Source organism: Mycobacterium heidelbergense (assembly GCF_050205645.1).
Classification (GTDB): domain Bacteria; phylum Actinomycetota; class Actinomycetes; order Mycobacteriales; family Mycobacteriaceae; genus Mycobacterium; species Mycobacterium heidelbergense_A.
In genome coordinates this window covers 86,335-111,868 of record NZ_JBNMQT010000006.1, presented here as the reverse complement: position 1 = coordinate 111,868, position 25,534 = coordinate 86,335, and the positions used below count along the sequence as shown (strand labels likewise).

At 66.9% G+C, this 25,534-nt stretch carries 26 protein-coding genes; 7 read left to right on the top strand and 19 right to left on the bottom strand.

The window, feature by feature from the left end:
- Nucleotides 1-6: 6 nt before the first annotated feature.
- From ACQI5H_RS08510 to ACQI5H_RS08490, 5 genes are all read right to left on the bottom strand, one after another.
- Nucleotides 7-873, bottom strand: a complete 867-nt coding sequence (locus ACQI5H_RS08510; RefSeq protein WP_427078957.1) for a hypothetical protein — start codon at nt 871-873, stop codon at nt 7-9.
- Between the two features lie 14 nt (nt 874-887).
- Nucleotides 888-2,117 (bottom strand): acyl-CoA dehydrogenase family protein, encoded by a 1,230-nt coding sequence (locus tag ACQI5H_RS08505; protein WP_427079117.1) that lies wholly within the window; start codon nt 2,115-2,117, stop codon nt 888-890.
- Nucleotides 2,118-2,188: 71 nt separating this feature from the next.
- Nucleotides 2,189-2,554 (bottom strand): DUF1801 domain-containing protein, encoded by a 366-nt coding sequence (locus tag ACQI5H_RS08500; RefSeq protein WP_427078956.1) that lies wholly within the window; start codon nt 2,552-2,554, stop codon nt 2,189-2,191.
- A gap of 2 nt (nt 2,555-2,556) precedes the next feature.
- Entirely contained in the window at nt 2,557-3,558 is a 1,002-nt protein-coding gene (locus ACQI5H_RS08495; protein ID WP_427078955.1) for an NAD-dependent epimerase/dehydratase family protein, read from the bottom strand.
- On the bottom strand, nt 3,558-4,529 hold the full coding sequence (locus tag ACQI5H_RS08490; protein WP_427078954.1) for an aldo/keto reductase: 972 nt from the start codon (nt 4,527-4,529) through the stop codon (nt 3,558-3,560). Before ACQI5H_RS08490 ends, ACQI5H_RS08495 begins: the two co-directional genes overlap by 1 nt.
- Nucleotides 4,530-4,597: 68 nt before the next feature.
- Between ACQI5H_RS08490 and ACQI5H_RS08485 the strand changes: the two genes are divergently transcribed.
- Nucleotides 4,598-5,917: an acyltransferase family protein gene (locus ACQI5H_RS08485; protein WP_427078953.1), complete on the top strand. Its 1,320-nt coding sequence runs from the start codon at nt 4,598-4,600 to the stop codon at nt 5,915-5,917.
- Here the strand turns inward: ACQI5H_RS08485 and ACQI5H_RS08480 are convergent.
- Nucleotides 5,914-6,567: a TetR/AcrR family transcriptional regulator gene (locus ACQI5H_RS08480; RefSeq protein WP_427078952.1), complete on the bottom strand. Its 654-nt coding sequence runs from the start codon at nt 6,565-6,567 to the stop codon at nt 5,914-5,916. The two genes, ACQI5H_RS08485 and ACQI5H_RS08480, sit on opposite strands and share 4 nt — an antisense overlap.
- A gap of 98 nt (nt 6,568-6,665) precedes the next feature.
- Here ACQI5H_RS08480 and ACQI5H_RS08475 point away from each other — a divergent pair, with 98 nt between their 5' ends.
- Genes ACQI5H_RS08475 through ACQI5H_RS08460 form a run of 4 tightly spaced genes read left to right on the top strand, consistent with a single transcriptional unit; the run spans nt 6,666 to nt 11,439 of the window.
- On the top strand, nt 6,666-7,793 hold the full coding sequence (locus ACQI5H_RS08475) for a VOC family protein (RefSeq protein ID WP_427079116.1): 1,128 nt from the start codon (nt 6,666-6,668) through the stop codon (nt 7,791-7,793).
- The gene (locus ACQI5H_RS08470) at nt 7,790-8,737 is read left to right on the top strand and encodes a fumarylacetoacetate hydrolase family protein (protein ID WP_427078951.1); all 948 of its coding nucleotides are present in this window, start codon (nt 7,790-7,792) and stop codon (nt 8,735-8,737) included. The genes ACQI5H_RS08475 and ACQI5H_RS08470 overlap by 4 nt, the downstream gene beginning before the upstream one ends.
- Complete coding sequence (locus ACQI5H_RS08465) at nt 8,734-10,290, top strand: bifunctional 3-(3-hydroxy-phenyl)propionate/3-hydroxycinnamic acid hydroxylase (protein WP_427078950.1); 1,557 nt, start codon at nt 8,734-8,736, stop codon at nt 10,288-10,290. The genes ACQI5H_RS08470 and ACQI5H_RS08465 overlap by 4 nt, the downstream gene beginning before the upstream one ends.
- 15 nt (nt 10,291-10,305) lie before the next feature.
- Nucleotides 10,306-11,439 carry a M20/M25/M40 family metallo-hydrolase gene (locus ACQI5H_RS08460; RefSeq protein ID WP_427078949.1) on the top strand — a complete coding sequence of 378 codons (1,134 nt, stop codon included), beginning with the start codon at nt 10,306-10,308 and terminating at the stop codon, nt 11,437-11,439.
- Nucleotides 11,440-11,452: 13 nt separating this feature from the next.
- Here ACQI5H_RS08460 and efeB read toward each other — a convergent pair whose 3' ends face one another.
- The 9 genes from efeB to ACQI5H_RS08415 form a co-directional block, all read right to left on the bottom strand.
- Nucleotides 11,453-12,772 (bottom strand): iron uptake transporter deferrochelatase/peroxidase subunit, encoded by a 1,320-nt coding sequence (gene efeB / locus ACQI5H_RS08455; protein ID WP_427078948.1) that lies wholly within the window; start codon nt 12,770-12,772, stop codon nt 11,453-11,455.
- A 2-nt stretch (nt 12,773-12,774) separates the two neighbouring features.
- Nucleotides 12,775-14,013 carry an iron uptake system protein EfeO gene (gene efeO, locus ACQI5H_RS08450; protein ID WP_427078947.1) on the bottom strand — a complete coding sequence of 413 codons (1,239 nt, stop codon included), beginning with the start codon at nt 14,011-14,013 and terminating at the stop codon, nt 12,775-12,777.
- Nucleotides 13,973-15,580: an iron uptake transporter permease EfeU gene (efeU, locus tag ACQI5H_RS08445; protein ID WP_427078946.1), complete on the bottom strand. Its 1,608-nt coding sequence runs from the start codon at nt 15,578-15,580 to the stop codon at nt 13,973-13,975. The genes efeO and efeU overlap by 41 nt, the downstream gene beginning before the upstream one ends.
- An 88-nt stretch (nt 15,581-15,668) precedes the next feature.
- The gene (locus ACQI5H_RS08440) at nt 15,669-16,502 is read right to left on the bottom strand and encodes a DUF3097 domain-containing protein (protein ID WP_427078945.1); all 834 of its coding nucleotides are present in this window, start codon (nt 16,500-16,502) and stop codon (nt 15,669-15,671) included.
- A 62-nt stretch (nt 16,503-16,564) separates the two neighbouring features.
- The gene (locus ACQI5H_RS08435; protein WP_427078944.1) at nt 16,565-17,638 is read right to left on the bottom strand and encodes an ABC transporter ATP-binding protein; all 1,074 of its coding nucleotides are present in this window, start codon (nt 17,636-17,638) and stop codon (nt 16,565-16,567) included.
- 3 nt (nt 17,639-17,641) lie between these two features.
- Entirely contained in the window at nt 17,642-18,484 is an 843-nt protein-coding gene (locus ACQI5H_RS08430; protein WP_427078943.1) for a carbohydrate ABC transporter permease, read from the bottom strand.
- On the bottom strand, nt 18,471-19,361 hold the full coding sequence (locus tag ACQI5H_RS08425; RefSeq protein ID WP_427079115.1) for a carbohydrate ABC transporter permease: 891 nt from the start codon (nt 19,359-19,361) through the stop codon (nt 18,471-18,473). The genes ACQI5H_RS08430 and ACQI5H_RS08425 overlap by 14 nt, the downstream gene beginning before the upstream one ends.
- Nucleotides 19,362-19,414: 53 nt before the next feature.
- Entirely contained in the window at nt 19,415-20,737 is a 1,323-nt protein-coding gene (locus ACQI5H_RS08420) for an ABC transporter substrate-binding protein (protein ID WP_427078942.1), read from the bottom strand.
- Nucleotides 20,727-21,659: a sigma-70 family RNA polymerase sigma factor gene (locus tag ACQI5H_RS08415; protein ID WP_427078941.1), complete on the bottom strand. Its 933-nt coding sequence runs from the start codon at nt 21,657-21,659 to the stop codon at nt 20,727-20,729. Before ACQI5H_RS08415 ends, ACQI5H_RS08420 begins: the two co-directional genes overlap by 11 nt.
- Before the next feature lie 119 nt (nt 21,660-21,778).
- Between ACQI5H_RS08415 and ACQI5H_RS08410 the strand changes: the two genes are divergently transcribed.
- Nucleotides 21,779-22,129, top strand: coding sequence for a DoxX family protein (locus tag ACQI5H_RS08410; protein WP_427078940.1), 351 nt, complete (start codon nt 21,779-21,781; stop codon nt 22,127-22,129).
- Nucleotides 22,130-22,152: 23 nt separating this feature from the next.
- On the opposite strand, the gene ACQI5H_RS08405 is transcribed toward ACQI5H_RS08410, so the two are convergent.
- Both ACQI5H_RS08405 and pncA read right to left on the bottom strand, forming a co-directional pair.
- Nucleotides 22,153-22,953 carry a nuclear transport factor 2 family protein gene (locus ACQI5H_RS08405; RefSeq protein WP_427078939.1) on the bottom strand — a complete coding sequence of 267 codons (801 nt, stop codon included), beginning with the start codon at nt 22,951-22,953 and terminating at the stop codon, nt 22,153-22,155.
- A complete protein-coding gene (gene pncA, locus ACQI5H_RS08400; RefSeq protein WP_427078938.1) occupies nt 22,953-23,513 on the bottom strand; it encodes a pyrazinamidase PncA in 561 nt (186 codons plus the stop codon). The genes ACQI5H_RS08405 and pncA overlap by 1 nt, the downstream gene beginning before the upstream one ends.
- 104 nt (nt 23,514-23,617) lie before the next feature.
- Here pncA and ACQI5H_RS08395 point away from each other — a divergent pair, with 104 nt between their 5' ends.
- Nucleotides 23,618-24,646, top strand: a complete 1,029-nt coding sequence (locus ACQI5H_RS08395) for a DoxX family membrane protein (protein WP_427078937.1) — start codon at nt 23,618-23,620, stop codon at nt 24,644-24,646.
- Here ACQI5H_RS08395 and ACQI5H_RS08390 read toward each other — a convergent pair.
- Together ACQI5H_RS08390 and ACQI5H_RS08385 are read right to left on the bottom strand one after the other, a co-directional pair.
- On the bottom strand, nt 24,618-25,016 hold the full coding sequence (locus ACQI5H_RS08390; protein WP_427078936.1) for a DUF2784 domain-containing protein: 399 nt from the start codon (nt 25,014-25,016) through the stop codon (nt 24,618-24,620). The genes ACQI5H_RS08395 and ACQI5H_RS08390 overlap by 29 nt on opposite strands.
- Before the next feature lie 5 nt (nt 25,017-25,021).
- Nucleotides 25,022-25,510 (bottom strand): gluconokinase, encoded by a 489-nt coding sequence (locus ACQI5H_RS08385; RefSeq protein ID WP_427079114.1) that lies wholly within the window; start codon nt 25,508-25,510, stop codon nt 25,022-25,024.
- Nucleotides 25,511-25,534: the final 24 nt, after the last annotated feature.

The following is a 25,534-nucleotide window of genomic DNA, read 5'->3' as shown; positions in this document are numbered from 1 at the left end:
GGCCGGTCAGCTCACGACGTCGAAGACTGCCGCGGCGGAGGTGATGGCCTTGTCGGCGTTTCCCTCGTCGTGCAGAAGCATGCGCACGCCGATGCGTCCGGGCCCACCGCCATGTGCGGTGCCCTGCACCCGGAACGGGCCAACCTTGCCGCGTGACATGAACATGACGTGCCAGCTGACCACCTGAACCTTGCGTGTTCCGGCGATGTCCGCGGCAAGGTCGGTTGCCGCGGTCTCGAGGACGACGTGTTGGGGTCCGATGTGCAGGGCGGCGTCCGGCGAGGCGAGTTCGGCGCTGAGGGCGGGCAACACCCAGTGACCATCGTCGCGCTTGCTGGCGCCGAACGCTTGCCACAGCGGCGGTAGGTCGGGCGAGTCCTCGATGACCAGCTCGGTGCCCGAAACATCCATCTTGTCCAGGCCCTCGGGCGGTACGCCGATGATCGCTCCCTGTCCCTCGTTGAACGCGATCACCCGGTCTGGGTTGTCGGCGTCGACGATCTTGCAGCGCCCGTAGCCCATGGTCCGGCCCTGGTGCACGATGCCGGAGCCGACGATCTCGATTCTCGTCACGTCGTAACCGGGATCGATGATCTGTACCGACGCGATGACCGGGTTGGGCACCGCGACCATGTCGGTCTGGCACCCCTCCGGTGACGAAATGGCAAGCGGCGCAACCATGATCCCGCCTGCCTCGTTTCGCATGTCGCGGCGGATGGTCACGGTGTCATCGGTCTCGCCGATGTTCATCGACGAGTGCGTGCGCCCGATGTAACGGTAGCTGAGCAGGCCGGTCCAGCGGCGGTACAGCTCGTCGCGGTACGCATCGGTGTCGTTGGTCAACTCTCGGATGTCGCGAAGTTGGTCGCTCACAGTCGCTCGCCTTCCTACGCTTTGCTCCGCCGCACCTGTTTGAACGGGACACCGCGATCGGCGGCGTACTCGCGCGGAAAGTTCAAGACCCGCTCGCCGATCACGTTGCGCGCCATCTCGGTAGTGCCACCGCCGATGCTGGCGATCTGGCGGCCCAGGTAGCGCGTGCCGACGTCGAGCAGCTGAGCCTCGTCCTCAACCGCGCCCGACGAACCCGCGAGCGCGTGGGCGGTGTCGGTCTCGACATTGTGAACCTCGGCCATGTCGAGCCTGATGATCGATCCGGCGGCCGCGGGCAGGGATCCATCGGCCACGGCGTGGTAAACGTGCTCACTGAGCTGACCGTGCACCGCCCGGTGGACCAGCGCCCGGCCGACCATCTCCCGGACGCGTTCGCTGTCCCCCTGGCTGGTCCTGTCGACCAACGACATCAGGTCGATCGAAACATCTTCGGCCTCGGCGATTCCCGGGCCGGTGGTGTACTCCGAACCGTCGCCCATGGTTCTGCGCTCGTGGTAAAGCTGGCGCGACGCCACCTCCCAGCCTTTGCCCGGCTCCCCGACGACGGCGTCGTCGCCGACATCGACGTCGTCGAGAAACTCCTCGCAGAATTCCACCGATCCATTGACCTGCCGGATGCGGTTGATGGTTATCCCGGGATGTTTAAGCGGCACCAGGAACATCGTCAGCCCGTCGTGTTTAGGCACGTCCCAATCGGTCCGGGCCAGACACAAGCCATAGTCGGCCGCGAACGCCCAGGTGCTCCAGGTCTTGGCGCCGTTGATGATCCATCGCCCGTCACGCCGCTCGGCACGGGTGATAACGCCCGCCAGGTCCGAGCCGCCGCTGGGTTCGGACAGCAGCTGCACGAGGACCTCGTCCCCTCGTAGCGCCGCGGGAATGTGCGTGCGCTTCTGTTCCTCGCTTCCCATGTCGAGGATCGTTGCGCAGCAAATGGCGAACGACGGGACATTGAGCAGGATCGGGATCTCATACGCCAGCGACTCGGCGTCGAATGCCTTCTTGTACTGGTAGCTCAGTCCGAGCCCGCCATACTCCCGGGGGAAGCAAATTCCGGCGAATCCACCGTCGTACAAGGTCTTTTGCAGCTCACGGGCTCGCTGCCAGGATTTCTCTTCGTCGCGCTCGAGAAGCGCCGCCTCGGCCGGGTCGAGTCGCGGCATGTTCTCGGCCAGCCAGGCCCTGGCCCGGCTCCGAAATTCTTCGACGGACTCGGAAGTCAGCGGAATGGCCTCTCACTCGAGCATCGGTGCTGAGCGACTGTACAGCACGGGTGCGGGGCTGTACAGACCGGCTATGCCGTGTTCAGGTCTACCGCGGCGCGGACGAGTGCCGTCAACGCCTTGTCGTCGATCGTGTCGCCCTCATGGAAGTCGATGGCGCGGCGGGTGTTGCCGTCGAGGCTGGAGTTGAAGAGGCCTTCGGGATCCGGCAGCGCGGCGCCTTTGGCGAAGGTCATCTTCACGACGTTCTTGTACGTCTCGCCGGTGCAGATCATCCCGTCGTGATACCAAACCGGGACGCCGCGCCACTTCCACTCCTCGACGACGTCGGGATCGGCCCGCTTGATCAATTTTCGGATGTGGGCGAGGGTTTCGCCGCGCCAGTCACCGAGTTCCTTGATTCTGGCGTCGATCAGTTTGGAGGGAGAGCCCGCCATTGTCATGCCTTTCTGCTGCCGGTCTGCCGTGATGCGAAAAAGAGGGCGGCCCTGCGGATCGAATCTTCGACGGGGTCGGGTGTCCAGCCGAGCTCACGTTCGGCCTTGCTGTGGTCGAGGGGCGACATCAGTTCGGCCATTTGCATTCCGGCGTAGGCGAACGGCAGGTCGCGGCGCAGCAGCCGCGCGGCCGCATCGTTGACACGGGCGCCTGCGCGCAGCACCGGCATCGGGATGCCGATGCGGGGCGGCCGTTTCCCGACGGCCGTCGCGGCGATCCGGTGCAGTTCGCGGATGCTCATGTAGCGGTCGGAGACAATGTAGCGTTCGCCGTTGCGGCCGTGCTCCGCCGCCAGAAGCATTGCCCTGGCCGCGTCTTCGATGCCCACCACTTCGGACGAGTAGCCGAAGTAGAACGGGAAGCGCCCGGTGGCGACGAGCGCGATCAGGGACCCGTGTGGAGTCGGCGCCCAATCGCCCGGGCCATACGTGGTGGATATGCACATGGCGACGGCGGGCAGCCCTTTGTCCCGCGCGTACGACATCACCATCTTTTCGGCGGCCACCCGGGCCTCGATGTACGCGCCGCCCTGATCCCAGTTGTGCGGGTCGTCCTCGGTGACCGCCCGGGTGTCGCTGATGGCCAAAGTGCCTGCGGTGCTGGTGAATACGAACTTCTTCAGGTCGGCGCCCAGGGCCGCATCGAGGACATGTCGCAGCCCGTCGACATTCGTCCGAAACAGTGGCGCCGGGTCGCGCAGCCACATCCGGGCATCGACGACGCAGTAGTAGACGACGTCGCAGCCCGTCATGGCCGCGCGCAAGGCGTCGTCGTCGAAGACGTCGCCGTAGCAACGCTCGACGTCGAGGTCGTCGATCCCTTTGGTGGAACTGGTGCGGCGCAACATGACTCGCACGTCCGCGCCCGCGATGACAAGCTGCCGAGTGACATGCGCGCCCAGGAAACCGCTGGCCCCGATCACCAGCTTCTTGTCGCCACCCACTAGCGGTCGATCCAGCCCATCTGCGCCTCGGCGTGATGACCGCCGACGGCCGGGGTTAGTCGGTCGAGCCTGGTCAGCTGGTCGGGGGTGAGCTCGACGGTGTCCGCAGCGGCGTTCTCCTCGAGACGCGCCACCCGTTTGGTGCCCGGAATCGGCACGATGTCGGGGCCTTTCGCGAGCAACCAGGCCAACGCGACCTGAGCCGGAGTGGCGCCGACGTCGGCGCTGATATCGCGCAACTCGTCGGCGCTGTTGAGGTTGTGCTGGAAATTCTCGTCGAAGAATCGGGGGTTGGTCTTGCGGTAGTCACTGTCGGGCAGCTCCTCGGTGGAGCGGATCGCGCCGGTGAGGAAGCCGCGGCCCAGCGGCGAGTACGCGACGAACCCGATGCCCAGTTCGCGCAGGACGTCGAGCACTCCCTCTTCCGGGTCACGGGTCCACAGAGAATATTCGGATTGCACGGCGGTGAGCGGATGCACGGCGTGCGCGCGGCGGATGGTGTTCACGCCGACTTCGGAAAGCCCGATGTGCCGGATCTTTCCGGCGGCCACCAGCTCAGCCAACGCGCCGATCGTGTCTTCGATCGGAGTGCCGCGATCGAGGCGGTGTTGGTAGTACAGGTCGATGTGGTCGGTCCCCAGCCGCTGCAGGGAACCATCCACGGCGGTGCGGATATTGGCGGGGCTGCTGTCTAGGCCGTCGCGGCCCGTGTGCGAGATCAGGCCGAACTTGGTGGCCAGCACGACCTGATCTCGCCGGCCCGACAGCCCGCGCGCGACGAGTTCCTCGTTGACGTAGGGGCCGTACACCTCGGCGGTGTCGATCAGGGTGACGCCGAGATCGATGGCACGATGAATCGTCCGGATGGACTCGGCATCGTCGAACCCCCCGATCGAATAGGCGGCGGACATGCCCATCGCACCCAAGCCGATACGGCCGACCTGCAGGTCGCCGAGCTGAGCCTGTTTCATGGCGCGTTCTCCTGTCATTCCGCCGGGTACCGTGGCGCTGTGCACCGCGTCGAGCTTCCCGCGATCTGATGGACCACGCAAACACCGCGCGGCCCACCCGCAATCTGGCGGTGGATTTCTACCGGGTCTCCGGCGTCGTCCTGATTGTGCTCGGGCACTGGCTGGCCGGATCGGTGACGTATCACGACGGGCAGTTCGGCCGGCAGAACCCACTCGTGGACATGCCCTGGACCCAGTGGCTGACCTGGCCGTTCCAGGCTGTCCCGACGTTCTTCCTGGCGGCCGGCTACGCCGGCGCGGTGTCCTGGGCGCATCGCCACGACACCGACGGTATGCCCCGTCCGATCTGGCTTCGCCACCGGTTAGCCCGGGTTCTGGGGCCGACGGCGATCTACGCCGTGCTGGTGTCGGCGATTGTCGTGGTAGCGGATGCCAACCACGTCGCCGGCTCCGTGCTGGAATACGCGGGTTGGGCGGTGGCCATGCATTTGTGGTTCCTCGCCGTATACGTGATAGTGGTCTCGCTGACGCCGATTGCGATTGCCGCACAACGACGTTGGGGTCTTAGGGTACCGGCGGCGCTCGCGGTGGGAATCGCGGCGGTGGACGCGATATCGATCGCCGGCCACGTGCCGTACGTCGGCTGGCTGAATTATCTACTGGCCTGGGGAGCGCTCTACCAACTCGGAATCAGTTGGCACGCCCGGCAATTGAGCACTCGCGGAGCCGCGGCGCTCGGGACCGGGTCGGCGATCGCGCTGGCACTGCTGATTTGGCTGAAACTCTATCCGGTGAGCATGATCGGCGTTCCCGGACAGACCATCGACAATACGACGCCCCCCACCGTGGCGCTGCTCGCGTTCGGCTGCGCACAGACAGGCGTGGCGATGGCCCTTGCGCCCGTGCTCAATCGAGCGCTGCGCGCCGGCCCAGTCCGCCGCGTGCTGTCGATCGCCAACAACAATGTGATGGCGCTGTACCTGTGGCACATGATCCCCGTCGTGATCGTCGCGGTCGTCGGCTATCCGGCCGGACTGTTGCCGCAGCCGCCGGAAGGAACGGCGGACTGGTGGCTCGCCCGGCTGGAATGGGTGGTCATCCTCGGTCTCGTGACCGCGGTCGAACTGGTGCTGCTGTGGTGGGGACGGCGGCTCTTCGCCGCCCCGCTGCCGACGTTCGGGATACCGGTTCCCGATCGATGGGGCGAACCGGTCATGCTGGCCGGTGCCGCCATGGCCGCGTATGGTCTGGCGTTCATCGCGGCGGAGGGTTTCGCTCCCGATGGACACCTGCCCTGGGTGACCGCCCTGATCTTCGCCGTCGGGGTCACCCTGGTCGCGCTCCGACCCGCGAAAGTCGGGCTGCAGTCGGTGGATTCCGCAACCTAGGTCTCGGCGAGTGTGTCCTCGGGCAGCGGGCGTTGGCACACGGCGTGCGCCTCCTCGGCGCTCAGCCCGAAGAGCCGCAGCACATTCTCGGTAACCGTGTCGGCGGCCCGCGCGTCGTCACGATCCGGGTCGTCACGCAACAACTTTCCGAGTCCGAGCAGCGCGCCGCCCGCCATGGCGAGGGCCAGTTCGGGATCATCGATGTGGAACCTGCCCGCGTCGACCCCGGCTTTGATGTCACGCAACGCCCGCGGCGCCAAGCCGCGTTCCGACGACAACAACGCCGGCACGCTGGCCAACAAGATCTCGCTCTCCTGAGGGCGCTGACGGAACAGCCGCCCGGTCAGCCGGAAGCTGGCGGCGAACGTTTCGGCGGGGTCGTCGATCGACGCGGTGAGCCGGTCCAGCCTCGCCCCATGGGCGTCGAGTACGTCGGCGACCGCGGCCTCGAACAGCTGCTCCTTGCTGTCGAAGTGGTTGTAGAAGGAACCCATGCCGACGTCGGCGGCCTGAGTGATTTCCAAGACCGGGACATTGACCCGCCCCTCGGCGATCAACCGCTGCGCGGCCTTGACCAGCGCCGCCCTGGTGCGTTGCTTACGCCGCTCCAGGCGATTAGGTGACGCGGAATCGTCGGGCATCGCGCTCATGGGTAGAAGTATGCATCACTTTTGAGGATTTCGTCAGGACTCTTGACTGAACGTTAACTCGTATGTGACGATTTCGTCAGTTAGAGGGATGGTCAATGATGCAGACGCAAGGCGCCCACCGGGACCTGCACAGTGAGCAGGGCGCATTACCCGGCGAACACCCCGGCCGCTCGCGCAACCCGGTGATCAAAATCGCCGACATTGCCTGGCTGGAATTCGAGAAGCCCGACCTGACGCGCGCCGAGGCGTTCGCGCGGGCCTTCGGCTTTCACGCCGAACACCACGGTCCGGACGAGGTTCAACTGCGCGGCACCGATGCGGGCGCGCCGTGCGTGATCGTGCGCCGCGGGCAGCGGACGCGATTCACCGGCGCGGCGTTTCGGGCCGGTGATGAGGCCGACGTGCTGCGGCTGGCCGACAAATCCGGCGCCCCCGCGCGGCCGCTGCCGGAAACCATCGGCGGCCTGTCGGTCGACCTCGTCGATCCCAGCGGCATGCCGGTGCGGGTCGTCGCCGGCATGCACGAACTGCCGGCGCTCCCAAGCCAGTCGCCGCACGTGTTCAACTTCGGCCACGACGTGCAGCGCACCAACGCCGGTCAACGCCCCCCGCGTGCGCCCGCTCGGGTGCAGCGCCTGGGTCACCTGGTGGTGCAGTCGACCAAGTACCTCCAGACGCTGAACTGGTATCTGGACAACCTGGGCATGATCGTCAGCGACTTCCTGTTCTTCCCCGGCCAGCGCGGCCGCGGGCCTGCTATGTGCTTCATCCGCTGCGACCGGGGATCCACACCGGCCGATCACCATACGCTGGCGCTTGCGCTGGGTCCGTCCAACCGCTACGTGCACTCCGCCTACCAAGTCAGCGACATCGACGCCCTTGCGGCCGGCGGCGAATACCTCAGGGAACGCGGCTATTTCCGGTCCTGGGGCATCGGCAGACACATCCAGGGCAGCCAGATCTTCGACTACTGGCGCGATCCCGACGGCTTCCTGGTCGAGCACTTCGCCGACGGCGACATGTTCGACAACACCCTCGAACCGGGTTGGGCGCCCTTCGCCGCCTCCAGGTTGGCCCAGTGGGGGCCGCCGGTGAGCAGAGACTTCCTCGGGACCGGGTTCAAATCGGCCCGCCACGAACTGGTTTCGATGATCTCCGCCCTTCGCGACACCAACGAGTTCGACGTCAGCCGCCTTTTCGGCCTCCTGAAAGTACCCACCTCATGACCGTGTCCGTCCTGCACAGCGCTTCTGAAACCGGCCATGCGTGGTGGCGCAAAACGCCGAACGGCGCAGCGATAATCGACACCGCCGCGACCACGACCGCGCAGCTGCTGGCCGACCGCGCCGCGATCGATGCGGCCGTCAGCGCGGACAGCGTCGCCGTCGACAGCCTCAAGCTGATCTCGCCGGTGACCAGGCCGTGCCGAGTTGTGGCCCAGATGACCAACTTTGCCTCGCATGTCAAGGATGCGGGCATGGACCCGGCGACGGTTCCGCTGACCTTCTTTCGCAAGGCATCGGCGTCGATCAACGGGCCGTTCGACGACATCGTCAAACCGGCACACGTGAAGCTCCTCGACTACGAGGTGGAGATCGGGTTGGTGATCGGGCGCGCAATCCCGGTCGGCACAAGCATTTCCGAGGCCAACCTTGCCGAATTCGTCGCCGGCCTGGTCGTCACCAATGATGTTTCGGCGCGCGACATACAGCTTCCGCAGACACAGTTCTACGAAGCCAAGTCCTATCCGACGTTCACCCCGGTCGGTCCGGAGTTGGTGCTACTGACCGCCGACGAGCTCAAGCGGTTCGGCGAGCTGCGGCTGCGCCTGAGCGTGAGTGGCGAGGAGCGGCAGAACGCGCTCGTCGACGGGGACATGCTGTACCGACCACTGCAGGCGCTGCAGTCGCTCACCCAGTTTCAGGAACTCGCCGCAGGCGACCTCATCCTCACCGGCACCCCGGTCGGCACCGCACTGAGCGCACCGCCCAAGCCGGTGGAGATCATCGGAAACCTATTGCCGCCCGCGATCAAGTGGAAGGCGTTTTTCAAACGTCAGGCCGGCAACCCGAAGTATCTGGGGCACGGCGACATCGTGGAGGCGTCCGTGTCCACCGACGACGGGGCGATCGACCTCGGGACGCAGCGAAGCGCTGTTCGATTCGCGTGACCGACAAGGCCATTCGGCACGTTCCCGTTGTCGTAGTCGGCGCGGGCCCGACCGGCGTCACCGCGGCCACCCTGCTGGCGCAATACGGCGTGGAATGTCTCGTCCTGGACCGCTGGCCCGGCGTATACCCGCAACCGCGCGCCGTGCACCTGGACGACGAAATCTACCGCGTCATCGCCCGTTTGGGGATCGCTGACGAGTTCGCGGCGATTTCACGACCCACGCTGGGGCTGCGATTGCTGGACAACCGATTCAGGGTGCTCGCCGAGTTCAACCGCGACACGTCGCGTAGCCGCAATGGCTTCCCGCAGGCCAACATGTTCGACCAGCCGGAATTGGAGGCCCTGCTACGCACAAACCTCGAGCGCTTTCCGAACGCGCAATTGCGCGGCGACACTGAGGTGACCGAGGTGACGGACAACGGAAAATACGTGCGGGTCACGTTCGCCGACCGCTCCGACGGCCAGGTTCACCACGTCGATTCCGCGTATCTGCTGGGCTGCGACGGCGCCAACAGCGTGGTGCGGGCGCAGATCGGCTCGGTCATGCACGATTTGAAGTTCGAACAGCGCTGGCTCGTCGCCGACGTCGCCGCCGCGGCCGACCTACACCAGTGGGAGGGCGTGCATCAAATCTGCGACCCGGTTCGCGCGGGAACGTACATGCGCATCGGAACGGCGCGGTACCGCTGGGAGTTCCAGTTGCTAGCCGGCGAAAGTGCTGACGACTTCGGAACTCTGGAGTCATTGCGGCCGTTGATCGCGCCCTGGACCGCCGGCGTCGACGACGGCGACCTGACCCTGCTGCGCGTCACCGAGTACACCTTCCGCGCCCAAATCGCCGATCGGTGGCGCCGCGGCAACGTCTTCATCCTGGGCGACGCGGCGCACCTCACTCCCCCATTCATCGGCCAGGGCATGGGCGCGGGCTTGCGCGATGCCATGAACCTCGCTTGGAAGATCGCCGGGGTCGTAAACGGCACGCTCTCGATAGACGTCCTGGACAGCTACGAACAGGAGCGTAAACCACACGCCCGGGCCATGATTCGGCTGGCGCTCACAGTCGGTCGCTCGATGACCGGCGGCGGCCGGCTGGGCAACCTGGTGCGCCGCGTGGCCCTGCCCCGGCTGCGGCTGGTCCCGGGTCTGCGCGAGAAGGTTGTCGACTCCACCACGCCGGCTTTGCACTCTTCCGCCCTGGTGCGCAGGGCCCGCCGGCCGGGCGGGCTGGCCGGCACGCTGTGCCCGAATCCCGTTCTGCCCGATGGTGATCGGCTCGACGACGTGGTGGGGGCCGGTTTTGCCATGATCACGTCCACTCCGCCGGGCGCTCAGGTAGCAGTATCGCTGCGGCAGCGCGGGGTCGTCGTGGTGGTCGCTCAACCCGGCACCGTGCTCGCGATGTGGCTGCGGCGCGGGTATGCCACCGCCGCCCTCGTCCGTCCCGACCGAACGGTCATGCGCGCCGGGCGTGACGTTGCGGCGCTGTGCGCGTGGACGCTCACGACGGTCGGGCGACGATCAACCGCCTCCGAACCGATACCGTTGCACTGACACGAGGGGGACCCGATGGAACACCACGATCAGTCCACCGACGGCCTGTTGCAGGAGCTGTTGTGGACGTACGGGCCGTGCGGCCAGGAAAATGCCGTGCGCGACGTGTGCGCCCGCGAACTCCAACCCGTCGTCGACGACATGTGGACCGACGACGCCGGCAACCTGGTCGGCTACCTCAGCGCCATCGAGGGTCTCCCCGAAGGCGCCGCACACCGGTCCGCCACGACGGCGGGTCCGGCCACCTCGACGCGGGTCATGGCGCACATGGACGAGTTGTCCATGATCGTCAAGCGCATTGAGTCCGACGGCACGCTGCACGTGACGCAATTGGGGACGATGTATCCCGGCAACTTCGGGCTCGGCCCGGTCGCCGTGCTCGGCGACCACGAGACGTTCACCGCGGTGCTCACGCTCGGGTCCGAGCACACCACCAAGGAGAGCCCGCGGATCTGGGAGACCAAGCCCGATCAAGGCGACAAGGCGCTCGACTGGCAGCACGTGTACATCTTCACCGGGCGCAGTCCCGATGAGCTGGATGCCGCGGGGGTGCACGCCGGCACCCGCGTGTGCGTGGAGCGGAGCAAGAGGACGCTGGTCGAGATCGGAGACTACGTCGGCTGCTACTTCCTCGACGACCGCGCCGCGGTCACCGCCCTGCTGCGCGCCGCCCGCCTGCTGCGCGATCGCGGCGAACGACCCGCCCACGACGCCTATTTCGTGTTCACCACCAACGAGGAGATCGGCGGCGTGGGCGGCTCCTATGCCAGCGCGTCACTGCCCGGCACCCTCACACTCGCCCTCGAGGTCGGGCCTACCGAGCAGGAGTACGGGACCAGCGTCGCCGGCGGTCCGATCGTCGGTTACAGCGATGCTTTGTGTGTTTACGACAAGGACGTCGCCGACCGGCTGATGAGGATCGCCGCCGACCGGGAACTGGAGCCCCAGGCGGCCGCGCTAGGCGCATTCGAATCGGACGCCTCTCACGCGAAGGCCAACGGGCTGACGCCGCGCGCGGGGTTACTGTGCCTGCCCACCTTGAGCACCCACGGTTTCGAGGTCATGGCCCGCAGCGTGATCGATTCGATGGCCGTGATCGTCGCCGACTTTCTGCTGCGACCCGACGGTGATGCCGGGGCGGGCAGCTAGTGGTGAATGTTGTTCAGCTGAACAGGCTTTGGGCGATGTAGTGTCCCTCGGCGGGTGCGGGTGGCACCGCGAAGATCGCCGAGCCGATGTGGCGGATGTACTCGTTGAGTAGGTCGTTGGCCCCGAGGCGGTTCTGTAGCCGGATGAAATGCTGTGGATCGTTCTGATAGGAGACGAACAATAAACCGGCGTTGAGTTGGCCGTTTGCGTCGAGGCCGTCGGTGTAGTTGTAGGACCTCCGGCGGATCATGATGCCGTCGTTGTTTTCTCTGGCGGCCAACCCGATGTGCGACCGCGGGTCGATGAGCGGATCGCCGTCGGCGCCCTTGGCGCTGAAATTCGGCGTGTCGAACTCGGCCTTGCCGCTCAGCGGCGCGCCCTCCTCCTTGGTGCGGCCGAAGATCTTCTGCTGATTACCGACGCGGTCGACGTCCCAGGTCTCCATCAGCATCCGGATTTTCCGGACGACCTGATACGTTCCCCCGTTCATCCAGGCCTGGTCACTGTTGTCGACCCAGACGAAGCGGTCGTATTCCGCCTGGGTGGTGATGTTGCGAGTACCGTCCTTGAATCCCAACAGGTTTCGCGGCGTGTGCTGGCCGGGGCCGGCCGAGGCTCGTCCGAACCCCAGCACCGCCCAGAACGGCGACACGATGTTGCGGCCGAGCCGGGCCAGGTTGCGCACGGCGTGGTAGCAGACCTGTGGGTCGTCGGCACACGCTTGCACCGACAGGTCGCCCCCATGCAGGCGGGGATCGAGGTTGTCGCCGTTGAGCGGGGGCAGGTCGGTGAACACGGCGGGGCGCCGCGCGGCCAGCCCGAAGCGTTCCCCGAACAGGGACGGCCCCAGGCCGACGGTGACGGTGAGGCTGGCCGGGCTGAGCCCGAACGCCTCCCCGGTGTCGGTGGGCGGCTGCACCTCGACCTGCGGCTGCACGGTGCCGACGGGATTGCCCTGCTGCAGCACCGCGGCCGCGGCCGACCAGCGCGCCAGCAGGCCTTGCAAATCGCGGCGGCTGGCGCTGTCGGACAGCGAGAAAGACATGAAAACCGCGTAACGCTGTGGCAGCGTGGCGATTCCGCCTTGGTGAGTCTGGCCGTAGAACGGGTAGCTGCGGCGAAGGTCGACGGTGTCGTTGTCGTCGTCGCGCTGCGTGGCCGCGGTCGCGTAGCCGGCGAACCCGCCGCCGACGGCGCCGACCGCGGTGCCGGTGAGCCCGGCCAGCATGGCGCCGCCCAGCATGCGCCGGCGCGATACGCCGCCGTTGTCCACCGGCGACTCCACGTCATTCCCCGTCCCCGGGGCGGATTCGGCCAGCTCGTCGTCCGCCATGGTCAGCCTGCCGAGACGACTTTTTGGGCGACGGTGGACAGGCTCTGGTGCAGCGGCTGGGTCACCGCGGTGAGTTTGGTTGCGTCGCTGGCCCGCAGCGCCGGCGTGTACGTTCGGTAGCCGCCCAATGCGGACGGGTCGCGATAGCCGTCCAAGACAGTGCGCACCGCCTGGAACTGCTGATCGATCTGGTTGACCAGATTGGCGTCGATCTTCTCCAGGCCTGGTCGCAGCGAAGCGTAGGCTTGTTGAGCGCCTTCGACGTTGCCCGAGAAATCGACCAGGTCGATGTGGCTGAAGGCCTCCTCTTCGCCGGTGATCTTGGTGTTCTGCACCTCTTCGATGAGATCGCTGGCGCCGTTGGCCAAGTCCTCGGGCTTGTATTGAAGCGTGGCGACGGTGGTGTTCAATTTGCTTACGTTGCCGACCAATTCGGTGCTGAACGCCTTTGTGCCCGGGGTGATCGCGCCGCCCTGCCACAGGTCGCGTTCGATGGCGTGGAAGCCCTTCCAGCCGACTTTGGCGTCGACGGGGGTGGACTCACGCATGTCGATCAGATAGTCGAGGTTGCCGGCGTTGTCGCCGACGGCGAAGCCCGGCAGGACGAAGCCCTCCACGCTGGATTCCGATCGCTCCCAGAACAGCCGAGCCTTCGCGTAGGCCGCTTTCGCGGCATCGACGTTGCCCGATTGCACGGCAGCGTCGAGCGCCCTCACGCCGTCGCCGAGCTGAGCGATCTGGTTGACGATGTAGGCGCCGTAGTCCTTGGTGCCCTGGCTGAGAATGCTCGCCACCGTGCCCGTCGGCGTCGCCGGCGCTTGGCCCGTCACCGTCAGGGTTTGATATTCGGCGCTGGCGCCGGGGCAATACAGCTGATACGAGCCGCCGTCCAGGGTGATGGTGAACGACACCGGATCCAGGCCGGGCGCGAGGTTTTCTTTTTCGCCCACGATGCGCTGGTCCCTGAGCAACTCCATTTCGGTGATCCCCGGCGCGCCGGTGTTGACCACCGTGAAGGTGACCGGCCCGGCGGGCACGCTGGTGGTGTCCAGCGCACAGCCGTCCTTGCCGCCGTTGTTGGCCATCGTCACCTTCACCGCGTTCTTGCCGCCGGGTTTCGCGGGGGTCGAGCTGCCGCTCGAGTGGCCGCACGCGGTCAACGCCACGACCGCGAGCAAAGCCGGTGCGGTCAGCCAGAATTCACGAAACCGGCACCGTGCCCGGACGGTGTGATTCACCATCGATGGATCTCCTCTCCTGTTCGCCCCCGCGGTCACCGCGTCCCGAAACTACCGCGCCCAGGGCGCACCCCACCGCGAATGCGCCCAGCACCAACGGAAGCCAGACTTTCCAGAGTTGCCGCTCGTCGCGCTCACGCGCGCTGGCCGAGATGCGTGCCGCCGTCGCCTGGTCTTCGGCGCCGGCGGTGGACCAATCGGTGGGCAACGCGCCGATGCTCACCGTCTTCGGGCCGGCGAGCCCGCCGCCGGTGAGCACGGCGGTACGATTACTGTTCGCTTGGGCGCTCACGACCGAATCACCTTGGGCCAGAACCGTATACACGGTGCTGGCGGCCCACTGCGCCCGGAATGGGCCCGGGGTGCGGGCCAGTGTCACGCCGACGGGCAGCCGCCCCCCGGTCAGGCTCGACAACTCCTCCAGCGCGACCGTCGGGGAGCCGGGGCCGGGGTCGGCGGGAACCGTCGCCTGCCACGCCTGCACCGTGACCCCGCCCACGGTCTGGAGACCGGCCGCGGCGAGTTCGACGCTGCGGGTACCGTCCCCGCCCGTGATCGCCAGCGAGCGGCCGTCGGGTTTTGAGAGCAGCGACACGCTGGCGGAGTGACCGAGGCGGTCGGTGACGGCGCGGGTTCGCGATCCGGCTGCGGAGCCACCCGCGGGCACCGCGATCGCCAGCAGCGCCGCGGCGATGAGCAGGGCCGCGGAGGTGGCGGCCAACAGGCGACGCCGGATTCGGGGCGAGGCGGCGAGCCGGGCCGGCCACAGGAACACGACGAGCACCGGGACCGCATAGAGAAGCCAGCCGAGCACTTCAATGAGGCGGGGATCGGGGGGCAGACCAAACACGCCGGTGATCAGCGCACCCAGCATGGATTGGCTGGGCATCCACGCCGAGAAGTCGAACACCTGTTGCTGGCCGATGGTCACCCAGCCGGCCTCGTGCGCGGTGCGCAGGCCCCCCATCACCAATCCGGCGGCGATCAGTACCAAAAACACCCCGGTGACACGGAAGAACCGGCCGAGATTGAGTTTCAAACCACCGAAGTACAGGCCGACGCCGAGCGCGATCGATGCCGCGATCCCCGCGGCCCCGCCCAGCACGGAGAACCACCGGTTGCCGTGCGACGTCTCGGCGGCCGCCAGCAGGAACACCGACGTCTCGAAGCCCTCCTTGAGCACGGCGAGGAAGGCCATGATCACCAGCGCCAGCGCCCCGCCCCGGTTGAGCGCCTGACGGGCCTCACGCTCGAGCTCGCCCTTGAGCCGCGGGGCGTTGCGGTTCATCCAGATGATCATCGAGGTCACGAACACGACCGCGATGGCGTTGATGACCGTCTCCATCATTTCTTGCTGGGCCTGCGGCAGGGTCGCCGAAACCAGATCCAACCCGACGCCAACCGCGACGCTGATCGCCACGGCCAGGCCGACACCGATGAACATCGGTCGCGTCGACTGACCGTTGCGCTTGAGGAAGGCGCCAACGATGCTCACGATGAGCGTCGCCTCCAGGCCTTCGCGCAGGCCGATGAGGAAGGTGCCTATGAAAACGCCGTATATCCCCTGCATCCACCCGGTTCCTGTCCCGCCAATCGGGACCTCCAAGTTAGCGTAGCCTAACTAACCGCCGCCGTTAAGCGGGGGGTTTACCTCGCTTTCACGCGCCGGCAGGCTGCGTCACAAAGTCGATGAGTTCTTCGACTCGGCTGATCAGCGCCGGCTCCAGGTCGTTCCAGTCCCGCACGCGCGAACGGATGTGTCGCCACGCGCCGGCGATGTCCGCCTGGTTGGCATGGGTCAACCCGAGCGCCTGACATGCGCCGTGCTTCCACTCGACGTGCCGCGGCACCTTCGGCCACGCCTGCAGGCCGAGCCGCTGCGGCTTTACCGCCTGCCATATGTCGACGTAGGGGTGCCCGACGACCAGCGTGTGCGGGCCGCCCGGCCCGCGGCGCACCGCGTCGGCGATGCGTGCCTCCTTCGAGCCCGCCACGAGGTGGTCGACGAGCACGCCCAGCCGCCGGCCCGGGCCGGGAGCGAACTCGGTCACGATGCCGACCAGGTCGTCCACCCCGCCGAGGTGCTCGACGACGACACCTTCGATGCGCAAGTCCTCGCCCCACACCTGTGCGATGAGTTCGGCGTCGTGGCGGCCCTCCACATAGATGCGGCTGGCGCGGGCAACCCGGGCGCGCACGCCGGGCACCGCGACGGACCCCGACGCCGTCCTGCCCGCGGCGGCACGTGCCGGGCGTCGCGGCGCCGTGAGAATCACCGGGCGGCCTTCGAGCAGGTACCCGGGGCCCAGCGGGAAACCGCGGACGTGGCCGTGTCGGTCCTCCAGTTCGAGGCGGCCGTGTTCGACGCGGACCACCGCCCCCACATAGCCGGTCTCCGCATCCTCGACGACCAGTCCGAGCTCGGCCTGGTGCTCAGTCGAACGGGGCTTGCGCCGGCCGGCGGCGAGAACATCGGGTCCGTAGCGATCCACGCGGCAATACTAGGAAGCCTTGCGGCCAAACGTCGTTACGGCGCGCCACAAGATCAGGCGCATCACACTGAAATTCGTTGGCCGTCGACGCCGAAGAAGTGCAAATGCCCCGGTTCCGGATGCAGGCGCACGCGGCTGCCCTTCTCGGGCGGGTGACGCCCGTCGGCCCGGGCCACGATCGGCCGGTCGATCACCTTGCCGGAACCCGTGATTCGGCCGTACAGGTAGGCGTCGGCCCCGAGCTCTTCGACGACGTCGACCTCCATCTCGACGCCGAGATTGCCCAGCTCGAAGTGTTCGGGACGGACCCCGACGACGACCTCGGTCGCGGCGTCCCCGATCTCGCGGGGCACCCGAATGGGCCAATCCCCCAGCGATACCGACGAGTCCACGATCGGAAGGGTGAACAGATTCATCGCCGGGGAACCGATGAATCCCGCGACAAAGACGTTGCCGGGATTGCGGTAGAGCTCGCGGGGGGTGGCGAACTGCTGCAGCACGCCGTCGCACAGCACCGCGACGCGATCGCCCATGGTCATGGCCTCCACCTGGTCGTGGGTGACGTAGACGGTGGTGGTTTCGAGTCGTCGCTGCAGCGCCGCGATCTGGTTGCGGGTCTGCACCCGCAGCTTCGCGTCGAGATTGGACAGTGGCTCGTCCATCAGGAACACCTGGGGGCGGCGCACGATCGCGCGCCCCATTGCCACCCGCTGGCGCTGCCCACCGGAAAGGTCCTTGGGTTTGCGATCCAGATAGGGTTGCAGGTCAAGCAGTTTCGCCGCCGCCAGCACCCGCTCGCGGATCTCGGCCTTAGAAGTTTTGGAGATCTTCAGCGCAAAGCCCATGTTCTGCGCAACCGTCATATGCGGATAGAGCGCGTAATTCTGGAAAACCATCGCGACATCGCGATCCTTGGGATCGACGTGGGTGACATCGCGATCGCCGATCCGGATCCGCCCGGAGTCCAGGGTCTCCAGGCCGGCCACCATCCGCAGCGACGTGGTCTTGCCGCATCCGGACGGCCCGACCAGCACGACGAACTCGCCGTCGCCGACCGCCAGCTCGAGGCCATCCAGGGCCGGCCGATCCGCGCCCGGGAAACGTCGCGTCGCCCCCTCGAAAGTCACCGAAGCCATGTGCTACCCACCGAGCCCGGTGACGGCGATGCCGCGCACAAAGGAACGCTGCGCGATCGCATAGATGAGTACAAGCGGCACCATGATCAGCATCGAGGTTGCCATGATTATCGGCCAGCGGGCTACGTATTCGCCGCGCAGCCGGACCAGGCCGAGCGTCAGGGTCGCCAGGCTGTTGCGCTGCAGCATCAGCAGCGGCCACAAAAAGTCATTCCACACGTTGACCCAGGTGAGCACCGCGAGCACCATCACCGCCGGCCGCGCATGCGGCAACAGAATCCGCCAGTAGATCTGCCAGGGCGAGCAACCGTCCAGAATCGCGGCTTCCTCGAGATCGGTTGGCAGCGTCCGGAAGAACTGCCGCATCAGATAGGTGCCGAACGCGCTGCCGAACAGGCCCGGCACGATCATCGCCCACGGCGTGTCCACCCACCCGAAGGTTCGCATCAGAATGAATTGCGGGATCACCGTCACGGTCAGCGGCACCATCAGCGTGCCCAGGTACAAGACGAACAACGTGTCACGGCCGCGGAACTGCAGTCGCGCGAATGCATAGCCGGCCAACGAGCAGAAGAACACCTGCCCGGCCGTGACACACCCGGCGTACAACACGGTGTTGAAGAACATCCGCCCGAACGGCATCAGCGAGAACACCTCGGTGTAGTTGGACCACCGCGGGTGGGCCGGCAACAGGGTGGGCTCGGTGACCTCGCCTTCCCGCTTCAGCGAACCCGACACCGCCCATGCGATCGGAAACAGCCAACACCATGCGATGGCGATCAGGGTGGTGTAGACCAGCAGCGCGCGAAGGACATTTCGCTTGAACACACGATCAGCCGAGACCACTGGAGGCCTCCCGAGAGCGCTGCTGGGTGAGCCGCAACTGAAACACGGTCAACACCAACAGGATCGCGAACATCACCCACGCCAGTGCTGACGCATAGCCGAATTCCAGGAACGAAAACGCATGCTGAAACAGCATGATGCCCAGCACATAGGTGGCGGTCTCCGGGCCGCCGTTCGCGCCGTTGAGGACGTAGACCAGGTCAAAGGCCTGAAACGCGTGGATGATCGAGATGACCAACACGAACGACATCGCCCCGCGGATCAGCGGCACGGTGATGGACACGAACTGCCGGATCTCGCCCGCCCCGTCGATTTTGGCCGCCTCGTACACGGTTTCGGGCACCCCCTGCATCGCGGCCAGCAAGATGACCGTCGCGAAGGGAACGCTGCGCCACACGCTGACCATGCACAGCGAGAACATCGCCCACCGGGGGTCGACAAGCCACGGGATCGGGCCGATCCCGATCCAGCCGAGCATGATGTTGAGCAGCCCGTTGTCGGTGTTGAAGACGAACTGCCACACGACGGCCATCACCACCGACGAGATGGCCAGCGGCATGAAGACGATCGTCCGAAAGATACCGATGCCCTTGACCTTTCGGTTCAGCACGCCGGCGACGACGAGGCTGATGAGCAGGGTCGGCACGACGGTGCCCAGGGTGAAGATCACCGTGTTGCGGATCGCAATCAAAAACAGTGGGTCTGAGGTGAAAAGGTCTTCGAAGTTCTTCGTTCCCACGAACTTTGGCGGTCGGAAGACGTCCCAGCTCTGGAAGCTCATGTAGAGCGAGAACCCGAGCGGAAAAAGCATGAACACCGCGACCGCGGCCAGGTTGGGTGCGACGAACAAGCGACCGGCCCACGCGCGGCGTCGCATTGGGCGGGGGCCGTTGGGGCGTTTCGCGTCAACCGGCGCGGAGTCGACCGATGTCATGGGGTGCGCAGCACCTCGTCGAGGGCGCCCGACATTCCCGCCAGCGATGCTGCGGGACGGGACCCGCGCAGCACGGGCCCGAAGTTGCGGTCCATCAGGGCGGCGACCTTTTCCCACGCCGGTGTGACCGGCAGCGCTTCCGAATGCGCGGGCCCCTCGGTGAGCACGGCGAGGTTGCCGACCCGCTGGTGGGCGTCGGCGAATCCCCTCGAGTCGAGCGCGGACCGCAGCACCGGGACGAATAGGGAGGACTCGGCGATCAACGCCTGCCCCACAGGACCCGTAGCGAACTTGACGAACTCCCAGGCCTGCTCCTTACGTTGACTGCTCGCCGAGATGGCCAGCCCGGTAGTGCCGATGTCGGAGGCAGCCGCCCGCCCCTGGCGGCGCGGTCCGACCGGTAGCGGCGCGACGTCGAAATCCAGGCCGTCGGCGCGCATGAACGTTTGGTATCTCCAGTGGCCGCCGAGTGCGATCGCCGCCTTGCCCGCCGCGAACAGATCGGGTGTCGACATCGATTGCACCTCGGACGCGTTGGGCGCCACCCGATACCGGTTTGCCAGGTCTGCGTAGAACTGGACCGCCTCGATGAACCCCTCGTTGTCGAAATTGAAGTGGGTCGGATTCATCCGCGGGGTGGCCCACGGCACACCGTTGTTCATCGCGAACAGCCCGGCCGAGTAGTACGACGACCAGGTGTTGACGAAGCCCCACTGGCTGGTACGGCCCGAACCGTTGCGCTTGGTGAGAGCGCGTGCGGCGGCGAGAAATTCGGCGAAACTCCACGGCTGATCCCATGTTCGCGGCGGCGCGGGCACACCGGCCTCGGCGAAGAGCCGTCTGTTATAGAACAGGTAGTTTCCCGACCATTGCTCGGGGAATGCGTATTGTCCGCCGTTGAACGTGAACGTCTCATACAGCGCCTCGATGCTGTCGGACTTCAGTTGCGCGGCGAAGGCCGGATCCCGCGCCAGCAGGGTGCCGAGATCCAGCAGCACTCCCCGGTTGGCGAGCTCCGCGTACGTCAGTTCCCACGCCATCAGTACATCGGGGCACTTGCCACCGGCGCAAAACGTCGACAGCTGCTGCATGACGCCAGGCGCCGACAACACCGCGCGGACCTTGATGTCGGGGTGGCGGCGCTGGAATTCGTCAACGATGCGCATCCGGGCGTCGCGCTCGTCCGGATTGGCGGAGAAGAAGAAGGTCAACGCTTCGTCGTCGGCGGCGCAGCCGGCGGGCCACGGTGCCAGCGCCGCCGCGGTGAGCGCACCCGCGCCGCGCAGCAGACTCCGCCGTCCGATCGGCTTATCGAGCATGGTGCTCCCGATCTTGCCCCGTGACCGGCCAACGCGGCAGTGCGAGAACGACCCGGCGCAGGCTCTCGGCGTCGCCGGTGATGTCGATCGTGTGAATGCGGTCGTCGGTTCCGATGCCGATCCGCAGCATGATCTGGGGACGCCCGCGCGGCGCGATCACGACGCCCGGGGCGCCGTCGATGAGCAGGACGACTCCCGCCCGCGCCCGCAGGGCGAAGCGACGGGTCTCCTCGGCCACCTCCCGTGCGCCGCGCACCTCGATCGGCACATCGCCGGGAACCAGCGTCGGGTCGACCCGGCGGAGCACGCCGGGTGCGAGCAACTCGAGCAATCTCGCGATATCGCCGCCGCGGGAGGCGGCCAGGAATGCCTCTACGATCTCGACGTGTTTCTCCGCGCGGCGAGGTTCGGCGGGCGCACCGCTTAGCACTCGGCCACGGGCCCGGCTTGCCAGCTTCTTCGCGGCCGCCGGCGACCGCTCCAGCAGATCCGCGATCGTCTCGAATGGCATGGCGAACACGTCGTGCAGCACAAACGCAACGCGCTGCGCCGGTGAGAGCCGGTCGAGCACGATCAGCAGCGCGCGACTCACCGAGTCGGCCAGCAGCGCGTCCTCGTCGGCCGGCGCCGAACCCGTCCCCGCCAGCCGGTCCAGGTCGTCGGCGTCGGCCAGCGGTTGTTCGCCGCGCCGCTTGCGCGCCCGAAGCTGGTCGAGCGCCTCATGCGCGGTGATCGTCGTGAACCAGCCGGTGAGGTTTTGGACGGCGCCGAAATCCGAACGACTGGCCTTGAGCCAGGCCGACTGCACCGCGTCATCGGCGTCGGCGGCCGAGCCGAGCAGCTGAAACGCGACCGACCTCAGATGTCGGCGATCCGCGTCGAACCGTTGCGCGAGATCCTCGAGCCTTTCCGGAGCGCTCAAAAGGTCACCTTTTCCGCATGGGAGTCGTCAAGCAGATGACCGCATTCATCGAACCCTCTGTCGCAAAGGAGACCCAGCACCATGACCCTACCGATTGTGCGCCGCACCAGGATTGACCCATGAACACGACATTCATCGCGGTAACCGTGACCACCGCCGTCGTCATCGCGGCAATCGCCGTCGCGGACCTCATTCCCGCAAAATTCGTGCTGGCAAACTCGGCCGAGGTCGGGGTGCCACGGTCCTGGCTGCCGGCGCTGGGTGCGGCGAAGCTGGCCGGCGCCGCCGGCCTGGCTGTCGGGCTCCTGGGGCTGCGGGCCTTGGGAATTGCCGCCGCCGTCGGCCTGGTCCTGTTCTTTGTCGGCGCGGTGATCACGCACCTGCGGGCCCGCGTCCTTTACAACATCGCGTTTCCCGGCGCCTTTTTGTGCCTGTCGGCCGCGGCGCTGGCGCTGATGGTCGCGCAGTGAGCTAGGCCAGGCAGCGAGCGGGGTCAGGATGGGAAATACCGGATCTGGTCGATGGTGTCGGCGCGCCGGACCATATCGGCGAACATGATGCCGCGCCCGTGATCCGAGTTGACCGAGACCGCGACCGTCGTGCCCGCGGCTATCACCTTGCTCCAGCTGGCCCCGGCGAGTTGCTCGACGAGTTCGGCGGGGTCGAGCGGATTGTCGTCACCCAAAGTTATTGGGGCACTCGGTGATAGCGCGCGCATAGCGGCAGCCGAGTCGTTGCGTGCAACGGCGCCGAGGAAAGCCTCCGCCAGTCTTTTGTGCCGCGCCCCGACCCGCCGAAAGCCGGCCATGAAGCCCGCGGTCCCCCGCCATCCCTGATTTGCAACCAAGCCTCGTGACAGCTGCAGGGCGGGCGTCACGGCTCGGGACCCGCGTCGCAGGAACTGCAGCATCATCGCAGGCAATTCCCAGTAGGCCCGCAGCTCGGCAATCTGCCACTGGCCGTTGGCTTCTCGGAGGTCGTAGCGCAAGACCGCGGGAATGTACATCGTCACGGCCGGCCCCATCGACACCTCGAGCTCGAGGTCACGCAGCACGGTGGTGCCCAAGACGATGTCGAGATCGCGATGAAACTTGATGTCACGTGGACCGACGAAGGTGTCGTAGAAGCGATAAATCTGCTCGTGTCCCGCGTGCGGCTGCGATCCCACCGGGTCCTCAACCCGGGCATCGGCGGTGAAGACGCCCACCCAGCCGTCGCGGTCGTGCGCGGCGACCGACTGCGGCGAGCGCTCTACTGCGGCAAGCAGACGCTCCCGGTCCAGTGGCACCACCATCAGTGGCTCTGGACCAACTCGATGTTGGCGGATCGCATCTCGGCGAGGGCCGTCGCGGCCGAATCGGGCGCCACGGCCGCGGTGAGATCCACGATCACCCGAGTGGTCAGATCGGCGCGGGCAGCGTCCTCGGCGGTGCGCCGGACGCAGTGGTCGGTGGCGATTCCGACCACGTCGACCTCGTCGACATCGCGCTGGCGCAACCAGTCGAGGAGCAGTGTTCCGTTCTCGTCGACGCCCTCGAAGCCGCTATACGCGGCGGCGTAGGCGCCTTTGCGGAAGACCGCCTCGATCGGTCCGGTGTCGAGGTCAGGATGAAAATCGGCTCCGAAGCTGCCCGCGATGCAGTGCGGCGGCCAGGAGGTCGAAAAGTCCGGCTTGTCGGAAAAGTGGTCGCCCGGGTCGATGTGAAAGTCCTGAGTGGCGACGACATGCTGGTAGCGCGGCCGGCCCGCCAGATAGTCGTTGATGGCAGGGGCCAGGGCGGCGCCGCCCGTTACGGCCAGCGAGCCGCCCGCGCAGAAGTCGTTTTGGACGTCGACGATGATCAACGCTCGCACGCAATCCAGCCTATCGCCGCCTGTCGTCGCACCGGCACGACCGCGGACAGCTGGGGGGATGCGTCGCCGGTTTGTTTGCCGGAGCGTCGGGTAACCCACCTGCCATGTTGATCCGCAGAATCGCACGACCCCTCTTGTCCGTTGCGTTTATCGGCCAAGGCGTCGAATCGCTGCTCAACCCCAAGTCGGCGGCGGAAGCCGCGGCCCCCGCGGTGGACGGCCTGCAGTCGCTGCCAGATCCGGTGGGCAGCAAGATTCCCAGCGACCCCCAGACGTTCGCGCAAATCACCGCGGCCGTTCAGATCGGGGGCGGCCTGCTGCTCGCCACCGGCAAGCTGCCACGCGTCGCGTCGGCTGCCCTGGCGTTGACGGTGCTACCGGCCAACCTCGGTACGCACATGTTCTGGACCGAGAGCGACCCGCAGCGCAAAGCCGAGTTGCGCCAAGCATTCCTGAAAGATCTGAGCCTGGTGGGCGGGCTGGTCATCGCGTCCGCGGACACCGCGGGCAAGCCATCGCTGGGATGGCGCGGACGCCGGGCGGCCGCACGTCTCTCCGAGCGGGTGTCCTCGGCGCTGCCGGGTTCGCAGGACACGCTCGACGCCGACTTCGGCGAACTCGGCGAGAAGATCGTGCACGGCCTGCAGGTCGGGGCCGAGCGCGGTCGCGAGCTGGCGAGCACCGCCGCCGAGCGAAGCGCGCCCTACGCCGAGGCCGCGCTCGAACGTGGGCGCGAACTGGCGAGCACCGCCGCCGAGCGAAGCGCGCCCTACGCCGAGGCCGCGCTCGAGCGCGGACGCGAGCTTGCCAGCACCGCCGCCGAGCGAGGTGCGCCACTGGCGAAGAGGGCACGCAAACGTGGCGAAGAGCTCGCGAGTACGGCGGCCGAAAAGAGCGGGCCGCTGGCAAAGAAGGCGCGCAAGCGTGGTGAGAAGCTGGCCGACACGGCTCGGGTGCGCGGCACGGAGCTCGCCGACACGGCTAGGGCGCGTGGCGTCGAGCTTGCCGACACGGCTCGGGTTCGCGGCGTGGAGCTCGCCGAGGCCGCGCGCCAACAGGGCGGTCAATTGGCCGACACCGCGCGCGACCGGGTCGGCGGCGGGGTCAAGAGCCGTCGCCGGCGTCCCTGGTAGCCGCATGTTCGTTCCGGAGCCGGTTGGCGCGGCGCCGCGCGTATAGCGCCCACGACACCGCGACCACCACGAACGAGGCGAGCTGGACGCCGACCACCCAACCCGCCGGGTAGATCACCCCGGTGATGTAGTGGGCGATGAATCCGTCCGGTGGCAGTGGCCCCATTCCGGCGCGGGCGCGGGCCCAGCGTTCCAGCCAGGTCAGCGGGCAGTCGACGCGCTTGGCGGCAATGGCTATCCCCCAGATCACCGCCGCGACGTGCAACCAGATCGTGCGCGGCCAGCGAAGCGCGAGGAAACCGCCTGCGACGACGTAACCGATGAAGGCGAAGTGCAACACGACGACGAGCCCAACCACGGATTGGTACATCTGGTTCAACCGCCCGAATTCCACTGTGGCGCTGAGTATTTCAGGAAAGTGTCGACGATGGTACGGACATCGTATTCGATATCGATGGTGACGCCACGCTCGTCGGCGCCGAGCGGTTCCAGGATCTCGAATTGCGACCGCAGCAACGCGGGCGGCATGAAATGGCCGGTCCTCGCCGACATCCGGCGGTCAACCACTTCCGGTGAACCGTTCAGATGCAGGAATTCGACGCGTGGGCAGTGTGCGCGCAAGCGGTCGCGGTGTTGGCGTTTGAGTGCCGAGCAGCTCACCACCCCGCCGTCGCGGTGGCCGGCCAGCCACTGACCCACCCGCTCCAGCCACGGATAGCGATCGTCGTCGGTGAGCGGTTCACCGGCGGCCATCTTGACCACGTTGGCCGTTGGGTGCAGGGTGTCGGCATCCACGAACGGCACCCGCAGGCGTTGTGCGAGCGCGGAACCCACCGTCGACTTGCCCGAACCGGAGACACCCATCACCACGATGGGTGAGGGCACACC